Here is a 17364-nt window from a genome sequence, read left to right as displayed (position 1 = left end):
TCTTTCTTTTAATGATCTTCAATTAAGGCTTTATTTTTACTTCTTTGGATCCAGATAATAATTCCAACAGTAATCAAAGCCATTGGGGCTAATACCATGAAACCATTGTTTTCGTATCCAATAGCGTACAATCCTGTTTTTTCGATAGGATCTCCTAACACTTTTGCTCCAAAAAGAGTTCCTGATCCCAATAACTCTCTGAAGAAAGCTACTATGATCAATAATACTCCATATCCAGCCGCATTTCCTATTCCATCTAAAAAGGATTTCCATGGTCCGTTACCCAAAGCAAAGGCTTCGAAACGTCCCATGATGATACAGTTGGTAATAATCAATCCGATAAATACCGAAAGTTCCTTACTTAACGTATACGCAAAGGCTTTTAATACCTGATCCACAATAATTACCAAGGCAGCTACAACAACTAACTGTACGATAATTCTAATTTTTGAAGGAATAATGTTTCTCATCAATGAGATCACTACATTACCTACTCCCAAAACAAACACTACAGATATCGCCATCACTATAGAAGGCTTTAACTGTGCAGTAATTGCAAGTGCCGAGCAAATCCCTAATACTTGAATGGTAATTGGGTTATTATCTGCTAGAGGATCCGTTAATAATTTTCTGTTCTTTTTTGAAAACAAAGGCTCTTTTGGCTCCTTTACTTTCGCTTCAACTTTTTCTTCTATTACTTCGGCCATAGCTTATTTTTTTAAAGTTTCGAAATAAGGTTGATACATTTTGATTCCTTTTTTCACCATTGCAGTAACGCCATCACCAGTGATCGTTGCTCCTGCCAATGCATCTACCTCATTATCCTTTTTATCCTGATTCTTAGGATCTCCGTTTCCTTTCTTAACCGTAATTCCTTTGTAGTTTCCACTAGCGTCAAGAATGCTCTCTCCAATAAAATCATCTCTGAAATAAGCCTCCTTAATATTAGCTCCAAGACCTGGTGTTTCTCCTTTATGATCAAAGAAAGCTCCTTTTACAGTTTTGAACTCTTTATCCAAAGAAACATATCCCCAGATCGCATCCCAAAGTCCATTTCCTCTTAAAGGAACGATGTAAAATTCTTCTCCATCTTTTTTACCGATAAACAAAGGCATTTTACGTTCGTAATTTGCGTCTTGCTTTACTTTGTCATTCTCTTTCTTAACTTCAATATCGAAAGCGTCAGTTGTTTGCTCAGCTTTACTACCTACAATAATAAACTGACCTTTATCTCCAACATATTGATTGAAAAGATCCTCTGCTTGCTCAGGAGCAACAAATTCGTTAGGATCTTCGCTATCGGCAATTCCCATTGCAAACAGGATATTTTGTTGTTTTTCAGTTCTTTTATTCGCATCTATTCGCCCTTTCAAAGAAGACGCCGTAAATGCTAATAAAGATCCTACCACTACCACCATCGCTACAGCGAATAGGATAGTATATGAGTTTTTATCTGTATTAATCGCCATGATTAAGCAGTTTTAAGTTTTAAACGTTTCATTCTTTTCTTCACATTACCTTGTACCACATAGTGATCAATAGTAGGAGCAAATACATTCATCAGTAAGATTGCTAAGAATACTCCTTCTGGATATGCCGGATTGAATACTCGAATCAAAATTGAAATGAATCCAATCAAAAATCCATAAATCCATTTTCCTTTATTGGTTTGTGAAGCGGTTACCGGATCGGTTGCCATAAATACAATACCAAACGCAATACCACCAACGATTAGGTGTTTCCAGAATTCAAGATCCATTAATGCATAGAACTTACTTGATTCTGCAATCCATCCTGCATTAGTGATTCCGTTAAAAATAAGCCCCATGATAAGTGCTCCAAGAACAGCACTCACCATAATTCTCCAGCTTCCTATTTTGGTAAAAATCAAGAATAATCCTCCTAACAATATCAAGATAGCCGAAGTTTCTCCCACAGATCCTGGTATGAAGCCATAAAACGCATCAGCAATAGAGTAAGTTACTTCTTTGCCGTGAGATGCAGTTTGTGCTAAGATCTCTTTTCCTTGTGCCAAACCACCTAAAATAGTTTCTCCAGAAATAGCATCCAATTGAGCTCCTCCTGCGATTTCATTAGCTCTCTCTACAGCTCCGTGCACCCACACCTTGTCTCCAGACATCCAGGTAGGATACGCAAAGAATAAAAATGCTCTAATCGTAAGTGCAGGGTTAAGAATATTCATTCCTGTTCCTCCAAACACTTCTTTACCGATTACTACTCCAAAAACAACAGCTACCGCCAACATCCAAAGAGGTGTATCTACTGGTACGATTAACGGAACTAGCATTCCTGTAACCAAGTATCCTTCTTCTACTTCATGACCTTTGATTACAGCAAAAACGAATTCTACTGCAAGACCAACTCCGTAAGATACCACAACCAAAGGCAGTACTTCCCAAAGCCCTACTATAAGGTTATCCAAAGTCCAGAACTCTGCACTTAAGAATCCTCCAGAAACTGCTTGAATTTCTCCTAAGGCCAAATGATGCTGATAACCGGCGTTAAACATACCAAATATCAAACATGGTAGTAAGGACATAATTACCGTATTCATCGTACGTTTCAAATCATCGGCTGCACGAACGTGAGATCCCGAATGGGTAGTTTCGTTAGGTAAATACAAAAAGGTATGGATTGCATTAAATGCAGGGGCCATCTTCTTCCCTTTATATTTAAGTTTTAGTTTATGTAATTTATCTTTTAATCCCATAGCACTATCCTATTTCTTTTAACATTAGGTCCAATCCTTCTCTAATTATCTGTTGGTGCGGTTGTTTTGACACACATACGAACTCTGTAAGAGCAAAATCTTCTGGAGCTACCTCGTACATTCCTAGTTGTTCCATCGCGTCCAAATCATTTACCATACAAGCCTTCAACAACTGTAATGGATAAATATCCAACGGGAAAACATTTTCGTAACTTCCTGTTACCACAAATGCTCTATGCTCACCATTGGTATTGGTATTCAACGAGTACTTTTTATTTGGGAACAACCAAGAGAATGTTAGTGCTCTTGATGGAGATATTTTATTGAAAATTGGTTTGTTCCAACCAAAAAATTCGTAATCATCACCTTCTGGAATGATTGAGATCGTATTGTGATAGTATCCCAAATATCCGTCAGGTTTTACATTTTCACCAGTTAATACATCACCACTTATCACTCTGATATTACTTTCATCATGAACTCCAGAATCGTACACCATAGTAGAAACTTCTGTTCCAATAACCGTTTTGTAATATTGAGGTTTCTTTACAGAAGACCCCACAAGAGCTATCGTTCTTTCGGCATTAAATTTACCTGTTAGTAATAATTCCCCAATGATTACAAGATCCTGTGGATTTACTACCCAAACTACCTCTCCCTTATTAATAGGATCAATCTTGGCGATTTGCACACTTACGTTTCCTGCCGGGTGCGGCCCAGAAACTTTATGTAGTGTTACATTATTAAGGTTTGAAAGTGGAGAATTACTTTGCTTCCCTACAGAAACATGTACTTGTCCTTCGGTCAACTTGCTCAAGGCAGTTAATGCTACTTGCAGTTCATTTTCCTTTCCTTCTAGAACATAATCCAAATCTGCAGCCAAAGGTGCTGTAGCATATCCAGACACAAAGATTGCCTTTGGAGCAACATCTGGATTTGCGATTACATCATAAGGTCTTTGCTTGATAAATGGCCAACATCCCGATGACAACAAGTGGCTTTTTACTTCTTCGCCGCTCATTGCATTGACATCTTTGGTGCCAAAATCAGCAAATTTTTGTTCCTTATCTCCCAAAATCTTAAAGGCTAAGATTTTTCTTTTGGCGCCACGCACAATTTCAACTATCTCTCCACTTACTGGTGAAGGAAAAAGTATATTTTCATTAGATTTAGAGTGGAAAAGTGGTTCGCCGGCCTTAACTTCTGTACCTTGTTTTGCAATAACTTTTGGTACGATACCGTGAAAATCGTCAGGCTTAATTGCGTAAACATTACTTCTGATAGCGTTTACAGTTTTCTTTTCTGCTTCGCCAACAAGCTTAATGTCTAAGCCCTTTCTGATACGAATGTCTTTTGACATATTTGTAGTCTATGTTAATTAACTAAAAAAATCGTGCAAATTTACTAATTAAAACACGTAAGTGAAAGCAGGTTATGTTATAAGATTTTATTTATAACAATTCTAAATAAGCTTTTTTGGTGAACAAAAACTCCTTTTATCTGTTAGGCATACATTTTGTTATATTTACATCCAGAACAAAGCCAAAATGTTAAAAATAAATAAGCAAGCGTTAGCGCTATTCATTCTGTTTATTGGGATCCATCAAATCATTATTTCTCAATCTCCGATTGATGAAGCACCCACTGCAGATTACATCAAAACCATTCAATTTTCTGGGGACCAAGAATTTGCAGGAATCCCTATCATCAAATTAGGGGATCCGATCCAAATCTCTTTTGATGATGTTAATGGAGATGAAGCTGATTACTATTATCGTATCACACATTATGATTTTGATTGGACTCCATCCGTGTTATATAAAAACGAGTTCATGGATGGCTTTGATGAAATCCGAATAGTGGATTACGAAAACTCCTTCAATACCTTACAAATGTATAGTCATTATACTTTGGAAATTCCTAATCAGGATACACGAGGCTTAAAAGTGAGTGGTAACTACCTACTGGAAATATATAATGATGATGAAGACGTCGTATTCTCCAGAAAATTCATCATCTACGAACCCTTAACTACCGTTAAGGTATACACCAAAAGATCTCGTGACCTCAACTTTATCAACACCAAACAATCTGTTCAATTTGAAATAAATTCTCCCAGAGAAATCCTGAGAGACCCTAAAAGAACGGTAAAGACTCTGGTGATGCAAAACAACGACATCAAACAATCCATTACTGATTTGATTCCTCAATTCACCATCGCAAACTCTTTGGTATACAAATACGATCAGGAATCGGCTTTTTGGGGTGGCAACGAATTTTTGGCTTTCGACAATAAGGAAATAAGAGCCTCTACTGCAGATATCGAACGTATCGAACTCAATAATATTTACCATAATTATTTGTATCGAGACGTTGTTCGCGCAAACCGACGATACACTTACAATCCCGATATCAATGGGAATTTTGTAGTCCGTAATCTAAATGCAGACAACAATAATGTAGAAGCTGATTATGCCTGGATACACTTTGCATTAGAATGCTACGAACCCTTAGAAGGAGGTGAGCTTCATATCTACGGAAATTTCAATAACTACACTTTGGATGAATCTACTCGCTTGGAATACGACCAAGAAAGTGGTTATTATTTCCTAAAGAAGTTATTCAAACAAGGATTTTACAACTACAAATATGTACTAGTTCGCCCCGATGGGAGTATCGATCCTGGTTTTGTGAGTGGTAACTTCGACGAAACTGAGAATGAATATATTGTTATCCCTTACTACAGAGCACCGGCAACGCGCTACGATAGAGCCATTGGGAAAGGGATAGGAAATTCTGCAAACATTACCAACTAATCTTTTGAAATAAATCTGCCCTCTAACTGAGCATAATAAGAAGCCTGCGAAACTGAACTCCCACCTTATCAAGGCGTGAAATAACAAATAATTAACATAAAACCTTTATTTTAGACCCCAGTAACACATTTCTTACATGAAAAACAAGGGGAGATTTCTAAAAAAGTATAGAGGAAATGAATGTCTAAACTGTGGAGTACCATTGGATATGGTGGATAAATACTGCCATAACTGCGGCCAGGCAAACACCACAAAACAACTCTCCTTCAAAGATTTTTTTAATGAGTTTTTTGCTAGTATTTTCTCCTATGATTCAAGATTAAGGCATACTATCATTGCACTCTTATTTAGCCCTGGAAAAATTTCCAAAGAATACATCAATGGAAAACGGGTGAAATACGCTAATCCTTTTCGATTTTACTTGAGCGTTTCGATCATCTTTTTCATCATTAATGGATTGTTTATTGATTTTGACAAATTCAAATCAAATATTGAAGAAGACGTCACCAAAACCAAAGCCACCTTGTCAGAAATAGAAGAAGGCATGAATGTTCCTGACTCAGTAAAACAAAGGGTTGCAGAACAAATCTCTGAAACAAGAGGTATTCCCGTTTCAGAGAGAGAAAAGATCAAAACCGCCATTTTACAAGCAGACAGCCTTAATTTATCCGCACTCAAAAATGACAAACCTAAGGAAGTTGCCTATTACACACAATCTCAAATCGATAGTATTGGTTTTTTCTCTAGACCATTCAAACTCTTCAAGATGTATGATGATCATTATGAAAAAACAGAAGAGAAATCTACTTTTAAAGCACTAGCAGACCTCAAGCACGATGAAAATCGATTGAATAAATACATTTACAATCGGGTTAAGAAAACCAATAACATAAACGATAATTACGGTATAGAATTATGGAAGTTTATCTTTAGTAAATTACCTTTTATCATCTTTTTCTTTCTGCCGTTCTTTGCTCTTGCCATATGGTTTGTATATATCAGAAGATCCTATACTTATATGGAACATTTGGTGTTTACTTTTCATACACAAACCGTATTTTTTATTTTGATAGGAATATCTATATTAATTGGTCAAATCATACACAGTTCTGCCATAGGTATCACCCTTTTATTATTCTTGTTTTACCTCTATAAAGCCATGCGTAAATTTTACAATCAAGGAAGATTCAAAACTATTGTTAAATTTCTGTTAGTAAACGTTTTATTTTTTATATTAGCAAGTATAGGATCTGCGATTACTTTGGTAGGATCGATTTTCATTTTTTAGTATGGTTCAACAAATAACTCGAGGCATAAAAATTTCGGTGGATACCACCTTTGAGGGTACGTTCTATAAGAACTATAAGATCCATTTTGCCTTTGGTTACAAGATTACTATTGAAAATCAAAGTAAAGATTCTGTTCAACTTACCTCCCGTTTTTGGGAAATCAAAGATGCGTTAAACAATACTGAAATTGTAGAAGGAGAAGGCGTAATAGGAAAAAAACCAGTGTTAAAACCTGGAGAATCCCACACTTATAATAGCGGATGTTTACTAAGTTCTCCCTTTGGAGCTATGAAAGGCCATTACAACATGGTTAATTTTACTTCCACACGGAAATTTAAAGTAATGATTCCTGGCTTCAAATTATATGCTCCTTTTGCACTTAATTAACGATTCTCTCTACCAGATCAAACCTTATTTTTTCCCCATTTTGTTCTATATGGCAATATTTACAATTTGAATCGTATACAAATCGATATGTTTGAGTAATATCAAATGCTGATTTTTCTGCTTCAAACAGCCCTTTGAAATCTTCTTCTCCATATTCATCAAATCGCATAATTTCATACAAATTATAATGATTTTCGGGTATCCTAAGCTTAAAATAAGCACTACTTCCTGTTCCCGACAAAAAGCAGGCATCTTCTAAATGCTCAGGTTTCTTATCATTTCCAGACGTATGATTATCAGGGCTTGGAACATTTTTATCAAAATAATTCGTCATATTTTCTTTGAATGCTGACCCCTTGTACTCCTTAACCTCTCCTTCAATTACTTCATAAATCGGATTATGAACAGATGACTTTTCTACGTTCCCAACCGTACTGGGAGTAAACCTCTTGTTTCGAAGTAATGGCTTTCTGATTTTATGATGATCCGTTCCTGCCAGAATGGTATCCGTAACGATTCTAGAGCAATTACTCCCTTCTTTACCAAAAGCTTTATAAGGAATACTTCCTTTTCCTTGTACCGAAAGCACATACGCTCGAGCTTTTTCATAATCAATAAAATCACATACCGATGCTACCAAACGTCCACTACCATGAGTTTTGTGTGGATTTGCTTCTAGCCAAACTAAAAATTCTTTTAAATTTTCAAGATTGTGTTCTGTATCTAATATGGCTTTGAAAGGGATTTCGAGCTCTACATCAGTAATTGCACTGCGAACCCTACCATAACCTTGAGGTGTGATATACCTCCCAAAATCATAGTATTCAGCTCTTCCTGTCGAATTTTCTATTAATACAAATGCCGCATGTCCGGCTTTGATATATCTGTTCCTTCCTAAACCAAATATTGGAAGTAATTGCAATACAGATTCGTCAGAATATCGAACAAAGGTATCAGGAAAAGCAAGAGAAATTATTTTACCTGTATATTTCACGCAGTTATTGCCTCAAAAATAATCGTACTCACCTCACTGTCTTGTAGGTTTTCGTAGCGCATAGAAAGTTCTTCTTCATTTTTTACTACTTGCGTAATACTTCGGGTTTTCAAGAAACCTCGATCAATCTGAAGATCTACATCTTTATCGCCTACACCTGCATTTTTATGAAAATCTAATAAGGTATCTGAACTCAAAACATTTTCTTCTTCAAAAGTTCCGAACCAGTCTTCCCTTATGTTCTTCATTTCTTTTGTATAAAGCGTAGATGACGACCAAATATGAGTCTCTTTTTCTAATTTTCTCACATGTTTTTTCTTGCCGTCCCACACTAGCTCAAGCAGTAATAGATCTGCACTCCAATTGGCAGCTACGATAGTAAATGGCTCTATCCCCTTTAAGTTATACGTTGCTATTGCATTTTCAAGATCTTCAGCCTCTAATAGATCTTTAACTACGACCCCTCTACTCTGTCGGTAAGAAACCATTCTTTCATGGATTTCAAAACCACCGTTAAGCAAACAAATCATTGTATTTTTATCGCTTACCCCTATCCAGGTACCTCCCGCAACTGCATCTTTTGGAAAAAGCATTCTCGTCCCATTTATTTGATAGAACTCTGGCAACAGCGTTTTTCGATTTATAGCCTCATCACGATTTGAGGTAAGAATAAAATTATTTTCTTGAGTTGGAATTAATGTTACTGTACACATAAATTTTGGGTCGGCTAAATATTCCACAACTTACAAAAAAAAATACATACTCCACAATGTTTATAAAAGGTTAAAATGGATAATACCCTTTTTAATTTTCTATCTTTGCCATCTAATTTAACTAACTCGTTAAATAACACATCTTAATAACTATAATAACACTTCTTATCATGGGAAAAGGTTTTTTTCAAGTTCCTACTGCCATTAACGAACCCGTAAAATCATATGCTCCAGGCACTCCTGAGCGCGAAGAGGTTCTGGCCACCTATAAAAAAATGTATAATGAAACTATAGATGTTCCTTTATATATAAACGGAGAAGAGATTACCACTGGCGATACAGCTACTATGTCTCCTCCTCATGATCACAAACATATACTTGGGACGTATCATAAAGCTGAAAAAAAGCATATTCAACAAGCTATTGATACTGCTCTTGAAGCAAGAAAAAAATGGGCCAATTTGCCTTGGGAACAACGTGCAGCGGTATTTTTGAGAGCTGCCGAGTTAATTGCAGGGCCTTACCGTGCAAAAATAAATGCTGCCACAATGCTTGCGCAGTCTAAGAATATCTTTCAGGCAGAAATCGATGCTGCATGTGAGTTTATCGACTTTTTGCGATTCAATGTGGAATATATGACACAAATCTATGAGGACCAGCCAGATTCTACTTCTGGTGCTTGGAACCGATTAGAGTACAGACCACTTGAAGGGTTTGTTTATGCCATAACACCATTTAACTTTACAGCGATCTCAGGGAACCTTCCTGCCAGTGCTGCATTGATGGGTAATACTGTGGTTTGGAAACCAAGTGATAGCCAGATTTACTCTGCAAAAGTGATTGTAGATATTTTTAAAGAAGCTGGAGTACCTGATGGAGTAATCAACGTAGTTTATGGAGATCCTGTAATGATCACAGATACTGTTTTGGCAAGTCCAGATTTTGCAGGTATCCACTTTACCGGTAGTACTCATGTCTTTAAAGATATTTGGAGTAAAATTGGAACCAATATCCACAATTATAAAACCTACCCAAGAATCGTTGGTGAGACTGGAGGAAAGGACTTTATCGTTGCCCACCCAAGTGCTAATGCCAAACAAGTGGCTACTGGTATTTCTAGAGGAGCTTTTGAATTCCAAGGTCAAAAATGTAGTGCAGCTTCCAGAGCTTATATCCCACAAAGCTTATGGGCAGATGTTAAAAAATATGTTCAGGAAGATATCAAATCTTTCAAAATGGGAAGTCCTGAAGATATGAGTAACTTCATTACTGCGGTTATTCACGAAGGGTCTTTTGACAAATTAGCCAAATACATCGATCAAGCTAAAAACGATAGTGATGCAGAGGTTATAGCCGGTGGAGGTTATGACAAATCCAAAGGATACTTTGTAGAGCCAACTGTAATTGTAACAAAGGATCCAAAATACACGACTATGTGTACAGAACTTTTTGGTCCTGTAATCACTATTTATGTGTATGAAGATAGCGATTGGAATAGCATGTTAACATTAGTAGATGGAACCAGCGAATATGCACTTACAGGTGCCATATTCTCTACGGATCGTTATGCTGCTGCAGAAGCGACCAAAGCACTTGAAAATTGTGCAGGAAACTTCTATATCAATGACAAACCAACTGGAGCCGTTGTAGGACAACAACCTTTTGGTGGAGCAAGAGCTTCTGGAACCAATGACAAAGCAGGTTCTTATTTGAACTTATTACGTTGGGTATCTCCTAGAACGATTAAGGAAACATTCGTATCCCCATCGGATTACAGATATCCTTTCTTAGGAGAATAACCACATATCTTATAAATTTAAAAAGCGCCAATTGGCGCTTTTTTTAACCCTTCTTATAAAAAACATCATGATTATCAGATCAGCTACTATTGAAGAACTTCCTATTTTACTCGATTTTGAACAAAAAATCATTGAGGCCGAGCGCCCTATGGATGTAACTCTGAAACAAAAAGAAGCTATCAGTTATTATGACATTGGTGCATATGTAACCTCCGATCATACAGAAGTAGCTGTTGCAGAAATTGATGGAGAAATTGTTGGAAGTGGGTATGGACAAATACGAAATCGGAAATCATTTTTCAAACAAAAGCAATTAGGATACATAGGATTTATGTATGTAAAAGATGCCTATCGCGGGATGGGAGTGAGTCAAGCTATAATCCAGTATTTATGCGATTGGTTTGCAACCAAAAATCTGGAAGAAGTTCGACTGACAGTTTATGAAAAAAACCCAAGAGCCATAAGAGCCTATGAGAAAGCTGGATTTGAAAAACATCTAATTGAAATGCGTCTAAATTTAAAAGGCGAATAACCAAAGAAATAAAGACTTACATTTCGAATTCTCTATTTTTTTTGATGAGTTTTAATATGCTATCCACTGATCCTGCACTGGTAAATGAATCGGCTGGTGTATTTTTACAATAATCCACCAATACATCTATGGTTGAAGTGGCAACATGCATACGCACATCTGAAGAAGCGTAGTAGATATAGACGGTACCATCGGGATCTTTTATCCAACCATTTGAGAACAATACATTTCCTACGTCCCCTATGATTTCTTGATCATTGGGAGCCATAAAATATCCTCCTGGATAATGAATTACTTTGGTAATATCCTCCAAATCTGTCATAAACATGTACAACACATATCGAAGTCCTGCTGCCGTATTCCTTACTCCATGTGCCAAATGAAGCCATCCTTCATCGGTTTTTAGCGGAGCTGGACCAAGTCCATTTTTCAACTCATAAACCGTGTGGAATTTTTTATCAAAAATAACTTCCTCTTTTTCTATTACAGCCTGTTCCATAGAATGGGTATACCCTATTCCTATCCCTCCCCCTTTTCCAGTTTCAATAAAACCATCCTGGGGGCGTGTATACAAACAATACTTCCCATTTACAAATTCTGGGTGTAACACCACATTTCTTTGTTGGTTCGAAGGAGTAACTAAATCCGGTAATCTTTCCCAATTCTTAAGATCCTTTGTGCGAGCAATTCCTGCACTGGCTATTGCACTAGAAACATCGCCTGCCGGAGCATTAGGATCTTTTCGTTCTGCACAAAAAACCCCATAAATCCAGCCATCTTCATGCGCGATCAGACGCATATCATAAACGTTGATTTCTGGGTTATCGGTTTGAGGCATCACCACAGGCTCGTCCCAAAACTTGAAATTATCAATCCCGTTAGGGCTTTCAGCAATAGCAAAAAAAGATTTTCTATCATATCCTTCTACACGAACGCAAAGCACATAATTGTCTCCCCATTTGATTGCTCCTGCATTAAATGTTGCATTAACTCCTATACGTTCTAAAAAAAATGGATTGGTTTCTGGATTTAAATCATAACGCCAATGCAAAGGTGCATGTTTTGCAGTGAGTATTGGATTCTGATACCTTGAAACAATACCATTTCCAGATTGGATAATAGCATTTGGTTGTTGAACTAACTCTTTATGTTGTCGTAGTAAAGCTTCAAAACGTCTTGATATTGATTTCTTTGGTTCGTTAATCATTACAATTGTTTTTAGTTGGTGGTATTTCTTCTTTCAGTGAGTTCTTTATTAATATCAAAAATTAACGCATCATCAAGCTTGTAGAAATATATAAATAGCGCAGAAAGCAATGCACCGATCGCAGGAGCAAAACTTAACATCATTCGAATTCCTGTTTTTGCTTCTTCGCTTTGTACAGCATTTGCTTCAAATCCATAATAAGCCAATAACCAACCTGTTAAAGCACCTCCCAAAGTCCATCCTAGTTTTTGAGACATAGAGGATGAAGAAAATATAAGTCCGGTTGCACGTCTTCCTGTTTTCCACTCTGAGAAATCGGCAATATCTGCATACATCGACCATAACAGAGGAAATATAATTCCTGCGCAGGTGCTAATCAAAAACTGAAATACAAATATCAACTCCAGATCACCTTCTTCAAACCAAAAGAAAACACAACTTAATACTGATGCTAAGGCCATAGCAAACAAGAACGTAGCTTTTTTTCCTATTTTATCAGATATAGGTTTGGCCAAAATCACTCCAACAATATTCGCTGCCTGACCAAGTACCAGATATAAGGTACTATATGTTACATCTACTTTTAAAAGAGGAAATTGAAACGCCTCTTGTGTATCAAAGTAATATTTGAAATAATAGATTGCAGATCCGTCTCTTAAAGAATTAAAAATCAAAGAACACACTCCCGCTCCCAGGAGAATAAACCAGGGCTTATTTTTTAATAGATTCGAAAGGTCTGCTTTTAAAGAGTGTCTCTGTTCTTTAGGTGGTGTAATCCGTTCTCTGGTAAGATAGAACGTGAAATAGAACAAAATCGCAGCAATGACGGCATAAATCAAGACAGTATACTGCCATCCTAGTTGATCATTTATAACCCCGGTATCTGTTGTACTAAAAACACTTACCAATGGTTCTGCAAAAGCAAGAACTAAAATACTTCCGGCAAAAGCAAAAACAAATCGATATGTAGATAAAGCCGTTCTGTCTTTAAGATTAGAGGTCATTACACCTAACAAAGAGGCATAAGGAACATTGACCGAGGTATACACAATCATCATAAGCGTATAAGTAACATAAGCGTATATTAGTTTACCTGTTCCCGTAAAACCTGGTGTTGTAAAGGTAAGCGTACCGATTATTGCAAATGGAATTGCCATCCACAGCAAATAGGGTCTGAATTTCCCCCATTTGGTATTGGTTCTATCGGCAATGATCCCCATTATGGGATCATTTGCTCCATCGAATACTCTAGTAAGTAAAAACATAGTTCCTACTGCCGCTGCAGAAATTCCGAAAACATCGGTATAGAAAAATAACAGATACATCGAAAATAGTTTCCAGAACATTGACGATGCAAAATCTCCTAATCCGTATCCAACTTTCTCTTTAAACTTTAATCGTTGCATATCCCATGACACTTATTTGATATTACTTATTTCTTCTAAAAACAACACATGAGGTAGTTTTCTATACGCTTTGAAATTTTCACTAGTCTTTTGCCCTTGAAAAGGGACATAAAAATGACTTTCTCGAGCATTTCTCCAAAATAATGCCCACGATATCCCCGTATTCGATATACTTTTATCCAGAATCTCTGTCCACCAGTTTTCAGAGCTATCTAATTTCTCGTGCCCCGCTTCAGAAAGTGCATAAGGCATGTTTTTCTTTACCGCTATCGCTTTTAAAACCTCGAGATTACGTTTTAAGATTTCCATATATTCAACATCAGTAGTATACTGATATACATCAACACCTAAGAGATCTACATAATCATCCCCCGGGTAGTACCTCAAAAACTCTTCTTCTTTTTTTAAAAGATTCGGAGAGTACATATATAAAATATTGTGCACCTTCAATTCATTACTTAATATGGCTACCGTTTCTCTCCATAGTTTTTTATACTCTTCAGGGCTGCAACTTGAACTCCCCCACCAAAACCAATCTCCATTCATCTCGTGAAATGGACGAAATACCACAGGAATATCACTTTGCCAAAAACCATCTAACTTCTTCAAAAACAAGGCTACTTTTGCCAAATACTCTTTGTAACTATCGTATAACACTCCTCCTTTCAGGATTTGTTTTACGGTTGAGGTAGTATCCCAACTACTTTTACCAGACATAGGATTATTGGGATGCCAACTAATGGTAATAATGCCTTTATCTTTATGAGCTTTCCTAATCAAGTTCCTCATTACCTCAAAATTCACAGTATCCAGATTGTGTTGATTCCCCAGCTCTATATGGCCAATTTCAAAACCATACACTCCGGGGAAGTCTCCAGACACTTGTTGCACATCACTTTGGTAAGTATCTCCATCATTTTTCCAATTAATACCGTAAGCCGTTGCATCCTGGTGACCAAAGGCATACCCTTTTTTAGGAATTTCCTTTATCCGATTAAACAAGTAATGTGTTTTAGCAGTTGCCTTGGTATCCACTAACTTATTTTTTTGTCGCATTGATCGGGATGAGCCACAGGACTGAAGCCACAATGCAAACATGATTACTGCTACAACATTTGCAACACGATGAACATCTTGAATATCCCAACTATTTTTTTTCATCATTTAAATCAGGTTATATAATTACCTTTTAACCAAGAGCATGGTAAAAATAGTGCTGATGAAAAAAGTTGTGTAATACTATTTTATCAATTCCTATACGAATCCTAGGAGCACTCTACTAAATTGTGCTTTTCCCTGGTTTTTAATACACATCATAAAGATGCAATTGCATACACGCCCTACTATTATGATATGGACATTTCCACATCCCTACTTTTTCATCCTTTGGATTATGATGCCCGTTCGCATCTATGCGCCAAAACCATTCTCCATACTTTTGGTCGATCATTTTTGAAGTAATGAATTCCCAAATCCTTTTCGCGGTTTCGAGGTACCTCTGTTCTCCTGTAATTTGGTACGCGTAATACAAACCAATCATACCTTCAGCTTGAGGCCACCAATGCCTATCTTTATCTATATCTCCGGCAACATAGTTTTCTTCATTCATTACACCTCCATCATCATCGATAGCCACCTGCATAAATCGATCTGCTATTTTAATCGCAGCATTTTTTACCTGATCGATTATTTTTTCATCCTGAATTGCCACCGCAGCTTCTACCAGCAACCATGCTGCTTCAATATCATGGCCGTACGAATAAATGTTACTTTTCAGGTTCCATTTCTCATCAAAAAACAGATTAAAATGCCCGATCTTGTCCAAAAACACATTCAAAAAAAGATGGATTAATTTCTTGATCGCCTCTTTGACTTGATTCTCTGGATAAATTTTAAAAAACACGGTATACGCTTCCAACAAATGAAGATGAGTATTCATAGTTTTGGCAGTATTATCATCTTTCTCACTCAATCGCATATCTTCGATCTGATTCCATTGTTGATCAAAGGCTTCGATATACCCTCCATCTTGATGATCTAGCGCATGATTTTCTATCAAGTTAAAAATCTCGATCGCCCATGTTTTACTTTCTTTATTTTTAGAAAACAGATAATATTCAGATAGGGCATATATCATAAAAGCTTGTGCATAGACTTGCTTTTTGGCATGTACAACTTCTCCTTTGTAGTTTAGCTCCCAAAAAACTCCTCCATACTCCGTATCCCTAAAATAGGTTTTGAGATAATCAAAACTTCTTTGGCACAGTAACTCATACCGGTTGTCTTTGTAAAAGTTAGAAGCTGCTGAAAAAGTCCATAAAATTCTTGAATTGAGTATGATCCCTTTATTACTTAATGGTTTCTTTTGATCCGGATATGTTATATGACCAATAAATCCTCCGTATTTGGTATCTAAGGTATGTTCTTCCCAATATTTCAAAATATGGGCAAGTTCTTTTTTTGTAGCTTCTTTTAATTCTTGCAAAGCAATCCTCATATTAGTATAGAATTAATAATTACTATCTTATAGACAGTTCAAAACTATTTTATATTATTTTTAGATTTTGACACTATTTAGTCAATTACTAATCCTATTCCGTAGATGAAGCTTTTGGAACAAGATATTCATAGAGAAATCACCCCGCTTACGGCGAGCGATTGTTTTCTTGTATTTGATAGAATCAAAGATGATTTTGATTTTCCTGTTCACTTTCATCCTGAATTCGAACTTAATTTCATTCATAACGGTAAAGGAGTTCAAAGAATCATTGGTGATCATATGCAAGACATCGAAGATTACGAATTAGTTCTTATAGGGCCTAATCTATTTCATGGGTGGACACTACATAACTGTAAACAAAAGGAAATTCATGAGATCACACTTCAATTTCATGACAATCTTTTGCAGGATTCATTGTTGAACAGATCCCTAATGAAGCCCATAAAAAAACTAATTGAAGACTCTTTTTATGGGATCCTTTTTTCTAGAGAAACAGCAATCGCTGCATATTCTAAAATCAGGAACTTATCAAAATTAGAAGGCCTCGAATACTTTCTTTCTTTTATTTCTTTATTGCATTTTCTGGCTATTTCTGAAGGTCAAAAGAAGTTGTCCTCCTATTCTCCTACCACGGAAAATTTTCACAATAGCGAAAAAATCAAAGTCATCAATGAGTATGTTAAAGAAAATTTCAGGGAAAAACTTAAAGTTAAAGACGTAGCAGCACTAGTAAATATGACAGAAGTCTCCTTTAGTCGTTTCATAAAGAAAAGAACAGGCAAAACTTTTATAGACTATCTTAACGATGTTCGTATTGGTTTTGCCTCTCAATGGTTATTAGAGAATGATGAATCCATTGCAGAAATCGCTTACAAAGCTGGCTTCAATAATGTATCAAATTTTAATCGCATCTTCAAGTCCCGAAAAAACTGCACCCCTACAGAATACATCAAAAACTTCGAAGGTGTCAAAAAGGTTTTATAGCCTTGC

Annotated in this window: 16 protein-coding genes; 6 read left to right on the top strand and 10 right to left on the bottom strand. The window is 36.4% G+C overall.

Translation table 11 applies throughout. The features are described 5' to 3' along the window. Window positions 1-8: 8 nt before the first annotated feature. The 4 genes from BUE24_RS22385 to BUE24_RS22370 are packed head-to-tail and all read right to left on the bottom strand — an operon-like array spanning window position 9 to window position 4091. Window positions 9-707: an NADH:ubiquinone reductase (Na(+)-transporting) subunit D gene (locus tag BUE24_RS22385; protein ID WP_073321593.1), complete on the bottom strand. Its 699-nt coding sequence runs from the start codon at window positions 705-707 to the stop codon at window positions 9-11. Window positions 708-710: 3 nt separating this feature from the next. Further along, entirely contained in the window at window positions 711-1469 is a 759-nt protein-coding gene (locus BUE24_RS22380; RefSeq protein ID WP_073321590.1) for a Na(+)-translocating NADH-quinone reductase subunit C, read from the bottom strand. A 2-nt stretch (window positions 1470-1471) separates the two neighbouring features. Then, window positions 1472-2731 (bottom strand): NADH:ubiquinone reductase (Na(+)-transporting) subunit B, encoded by a 1260-nt coding sequence (locus tag BUE24_RS22375; RefSeq protein WP_073321587.1) that lies wholly within the window; start codon window positions 2729-2731, stop codon window positions 1472-1474. A 4-nt stretch (window positions 2732-2735) separates the two neighbouring features. Continuing rightward, window positions 2736-4091, bottom strand: a complete 1356-nt coding sequence (locus tag BUE24_RS22370) for a Na(+)-translocating NADH-quinone reductase subunit A (protein WP_073321584.1) — start codon at window positions 4089-4091, stop codon at window positions 2736-2738. A 187-nt stretch (window positions 4092-4278) separates the two neighbouring features. Here BUE24_RS22370 and BUE24_RS22365 point away from each other — a divergent pair, with 187 nt between their 5' ends. The 3 genes from BUE24_RS22365 (at window position 4279) to apaG (ending at window position 7223) form a co-directional block, all read left to right on the top strand. Next, window positions 4279-5547 (top strand): type IX secretion system plug protein, encoded by a 1269-nt coding sequence (locus BUE24_RS22365; protein WP_073321582.1) that lies wholly within the window; start codon window positions 4279-4281, stop codon window positions 5545-5547. 136 nt (window positions 5548-5683) lie between these two features. Beyond that, window positions 5684-6835 carry a DUF3667 domain-containing protein gene (locus tag BUE24_RS22360; RefSeq protein WP_073321579.1) on the top strand — a complete coding sequence of 384 codons (1152 nt, stop codon included), beginning with the start codon at window positions 5684-5686 and terminating at the stop codon, window positions 6833-6835. Between the two features lies 1 nt (window position 6836). Beyond that, entirely contained in the window at window positions 6837-7223 is a 387-nt protein-coding gene (gene apaG / locus BUE24_RS22355; RefSeq protein WP_073321576.1) for a Co2+/Mg2+ efflux protein ApaG, read from the top strand. Here apaG and BUE24_RS22350 read toward each other — a convergent pair. Next, the gene (locus BUE24_RS22350) at window positions 7216-8217 is read right to left on the bottom strand and encodes a DUF6695 family protein (RefSeq protein WP_073321573.1); all 1002 of its coding nucleotides are present in this window, start codon (window positions 8215-8217) and stop codon (window positions 7216-7218) included. The genes apaG and BUE24_RS22350 overlap by 8 nt on opposite strands. Further along, on the bottom strand, window positions 8214-8930 hold the full coding sequence (locus BUE24_RS22345) for an NRDE family protein (protein ID WP_073321570.1): 717 nt from the start codon (window positions 8928-8930) through the stop codon (window positions 8214-8216). Before BUE24_RS22345 ends, BUE24_RS22350 begins: the two co-directional genes overlap by 4 nt. A 170-nt stretch (window positions 8931-9100) precedes the next feature. On the opposite strand from BUE24_RS22345, the gene pruA reads away from it, so the two are divergent. Together pruA and BUE24_RS22335 are read left to right on the top strand one after the other, a co-directional pair. Further along, window positions 9101-10729 carry an L-glutamate gamma-semialdehyde dehydrogenase gene (gene pruA / locus BUE24_RS22340; protein WP_073321567.1) on the top strand — a complete coding sequence of 543 codons (1629 nt, stop codon included), beginning with the start codon at window positions 9101-9103 and terminating at the stop codon, window positions 10727-10729. A 67-nt stretch (window positions 10730-10796) separates the two neighbouring features. After that, a complete protein-coding gene (locus BUE24_RS22335) occupies window positions 10797-11261 on the top strand; it encodes a GNAT family N-acetyltransferase (protein WP_073321564.1) in 465 nt (154 codons plus the stop codon). A gap of 16 nt (window positions 11262-11277) precedes the next feature. Here BUE24_RS22335 and BUE24_RS22330 read toward each other — a convergent pair whose 3' ends face one another. The 4 genes from BUE24_RS22330 to BUE24_RS22315 form a co-directional block, all read right to left on the bottom strand. Beyond that, window positions 11278-12468, bottom strand: coding sequence for a glycoside hydrolase family 130 protein (locus tag BUE24_RS22330; protein ID WP_073321561.1), 1191 nt, complete (start codon window positions 12466-12468; stop codon window positions 11278-11280). Window positions 12469-12479: 11 nt separating this feature from the next. After that, window positions 12480-13874 carry an MFS transporter gene (locus BUE24_RS22325; protein ID WP_073321559.1) on the bottom strand — a complete coding sequence of 465 codons (1395 nt, stop codon included), beginning with the start codon at window positions 13872-13874 and terminating at the stop codon, window positions 12480-12482. A gap of 12 nt (window positions 13875-13886) precedes the next feature. After that, the gene (locus tag BUE24_RS22320; protein WP_084549665.1) at window positions 13887-15038 is read right to left on the bottom strand and encodes a glycoside hydrolase family 26 protein; all 1152 of its coding nucleotides are present in this window, start codon (window positions 15036-15038) and stop codon (window positions 13887-13889) included. Between the two features lie 139 nt (window positions 15039-15177). Then, the gene (locus tag BUE24_RS22315) at window positions 15178-16371 is read right to left on the bottom strand and encodes an AGE family epimerase/isomerase (RefSeq protein WP_073321553.1); all 1194 of its coding nucleotides are present in this window, start codon (window positions 16369-16371) and stop codon (window positions 15178-15180) included. A 105-nt stretch (window positions 16372-16476) separates the two neighbouring features. Here BUE24_RS22315 and BUE24_RS22310 point away from each other — a divergent pair, with 105 nt between their 5' ends. After that, a complete protein-coding gene (locus tag BUE24_RS22310) occupies window positions 16477-17358 on the top strand; it encodes an AraC family transcriptional regulator (protein ID WP_084549664.1) in 882 nt (293 codons plus the stop codon). Window positions 17359-17364 lie beyond the last annotated feature (6 nt).

The organism is Aquimarina spongiae, from assembly GCF_900141785.1.
In the GTDB taxonomy this organism is placed as follows: domain Bacteria; phylum Bacteroidota; class Bacteroidia; order Flavobacteriales; family Flavobacteriaceae; genus Aquimarina; species Aquimarina spongiae.
Note: the sequence above shows the minus strand (reverse complement) of the source record. Positions and strands in the feature narration are given on the sequence as shown.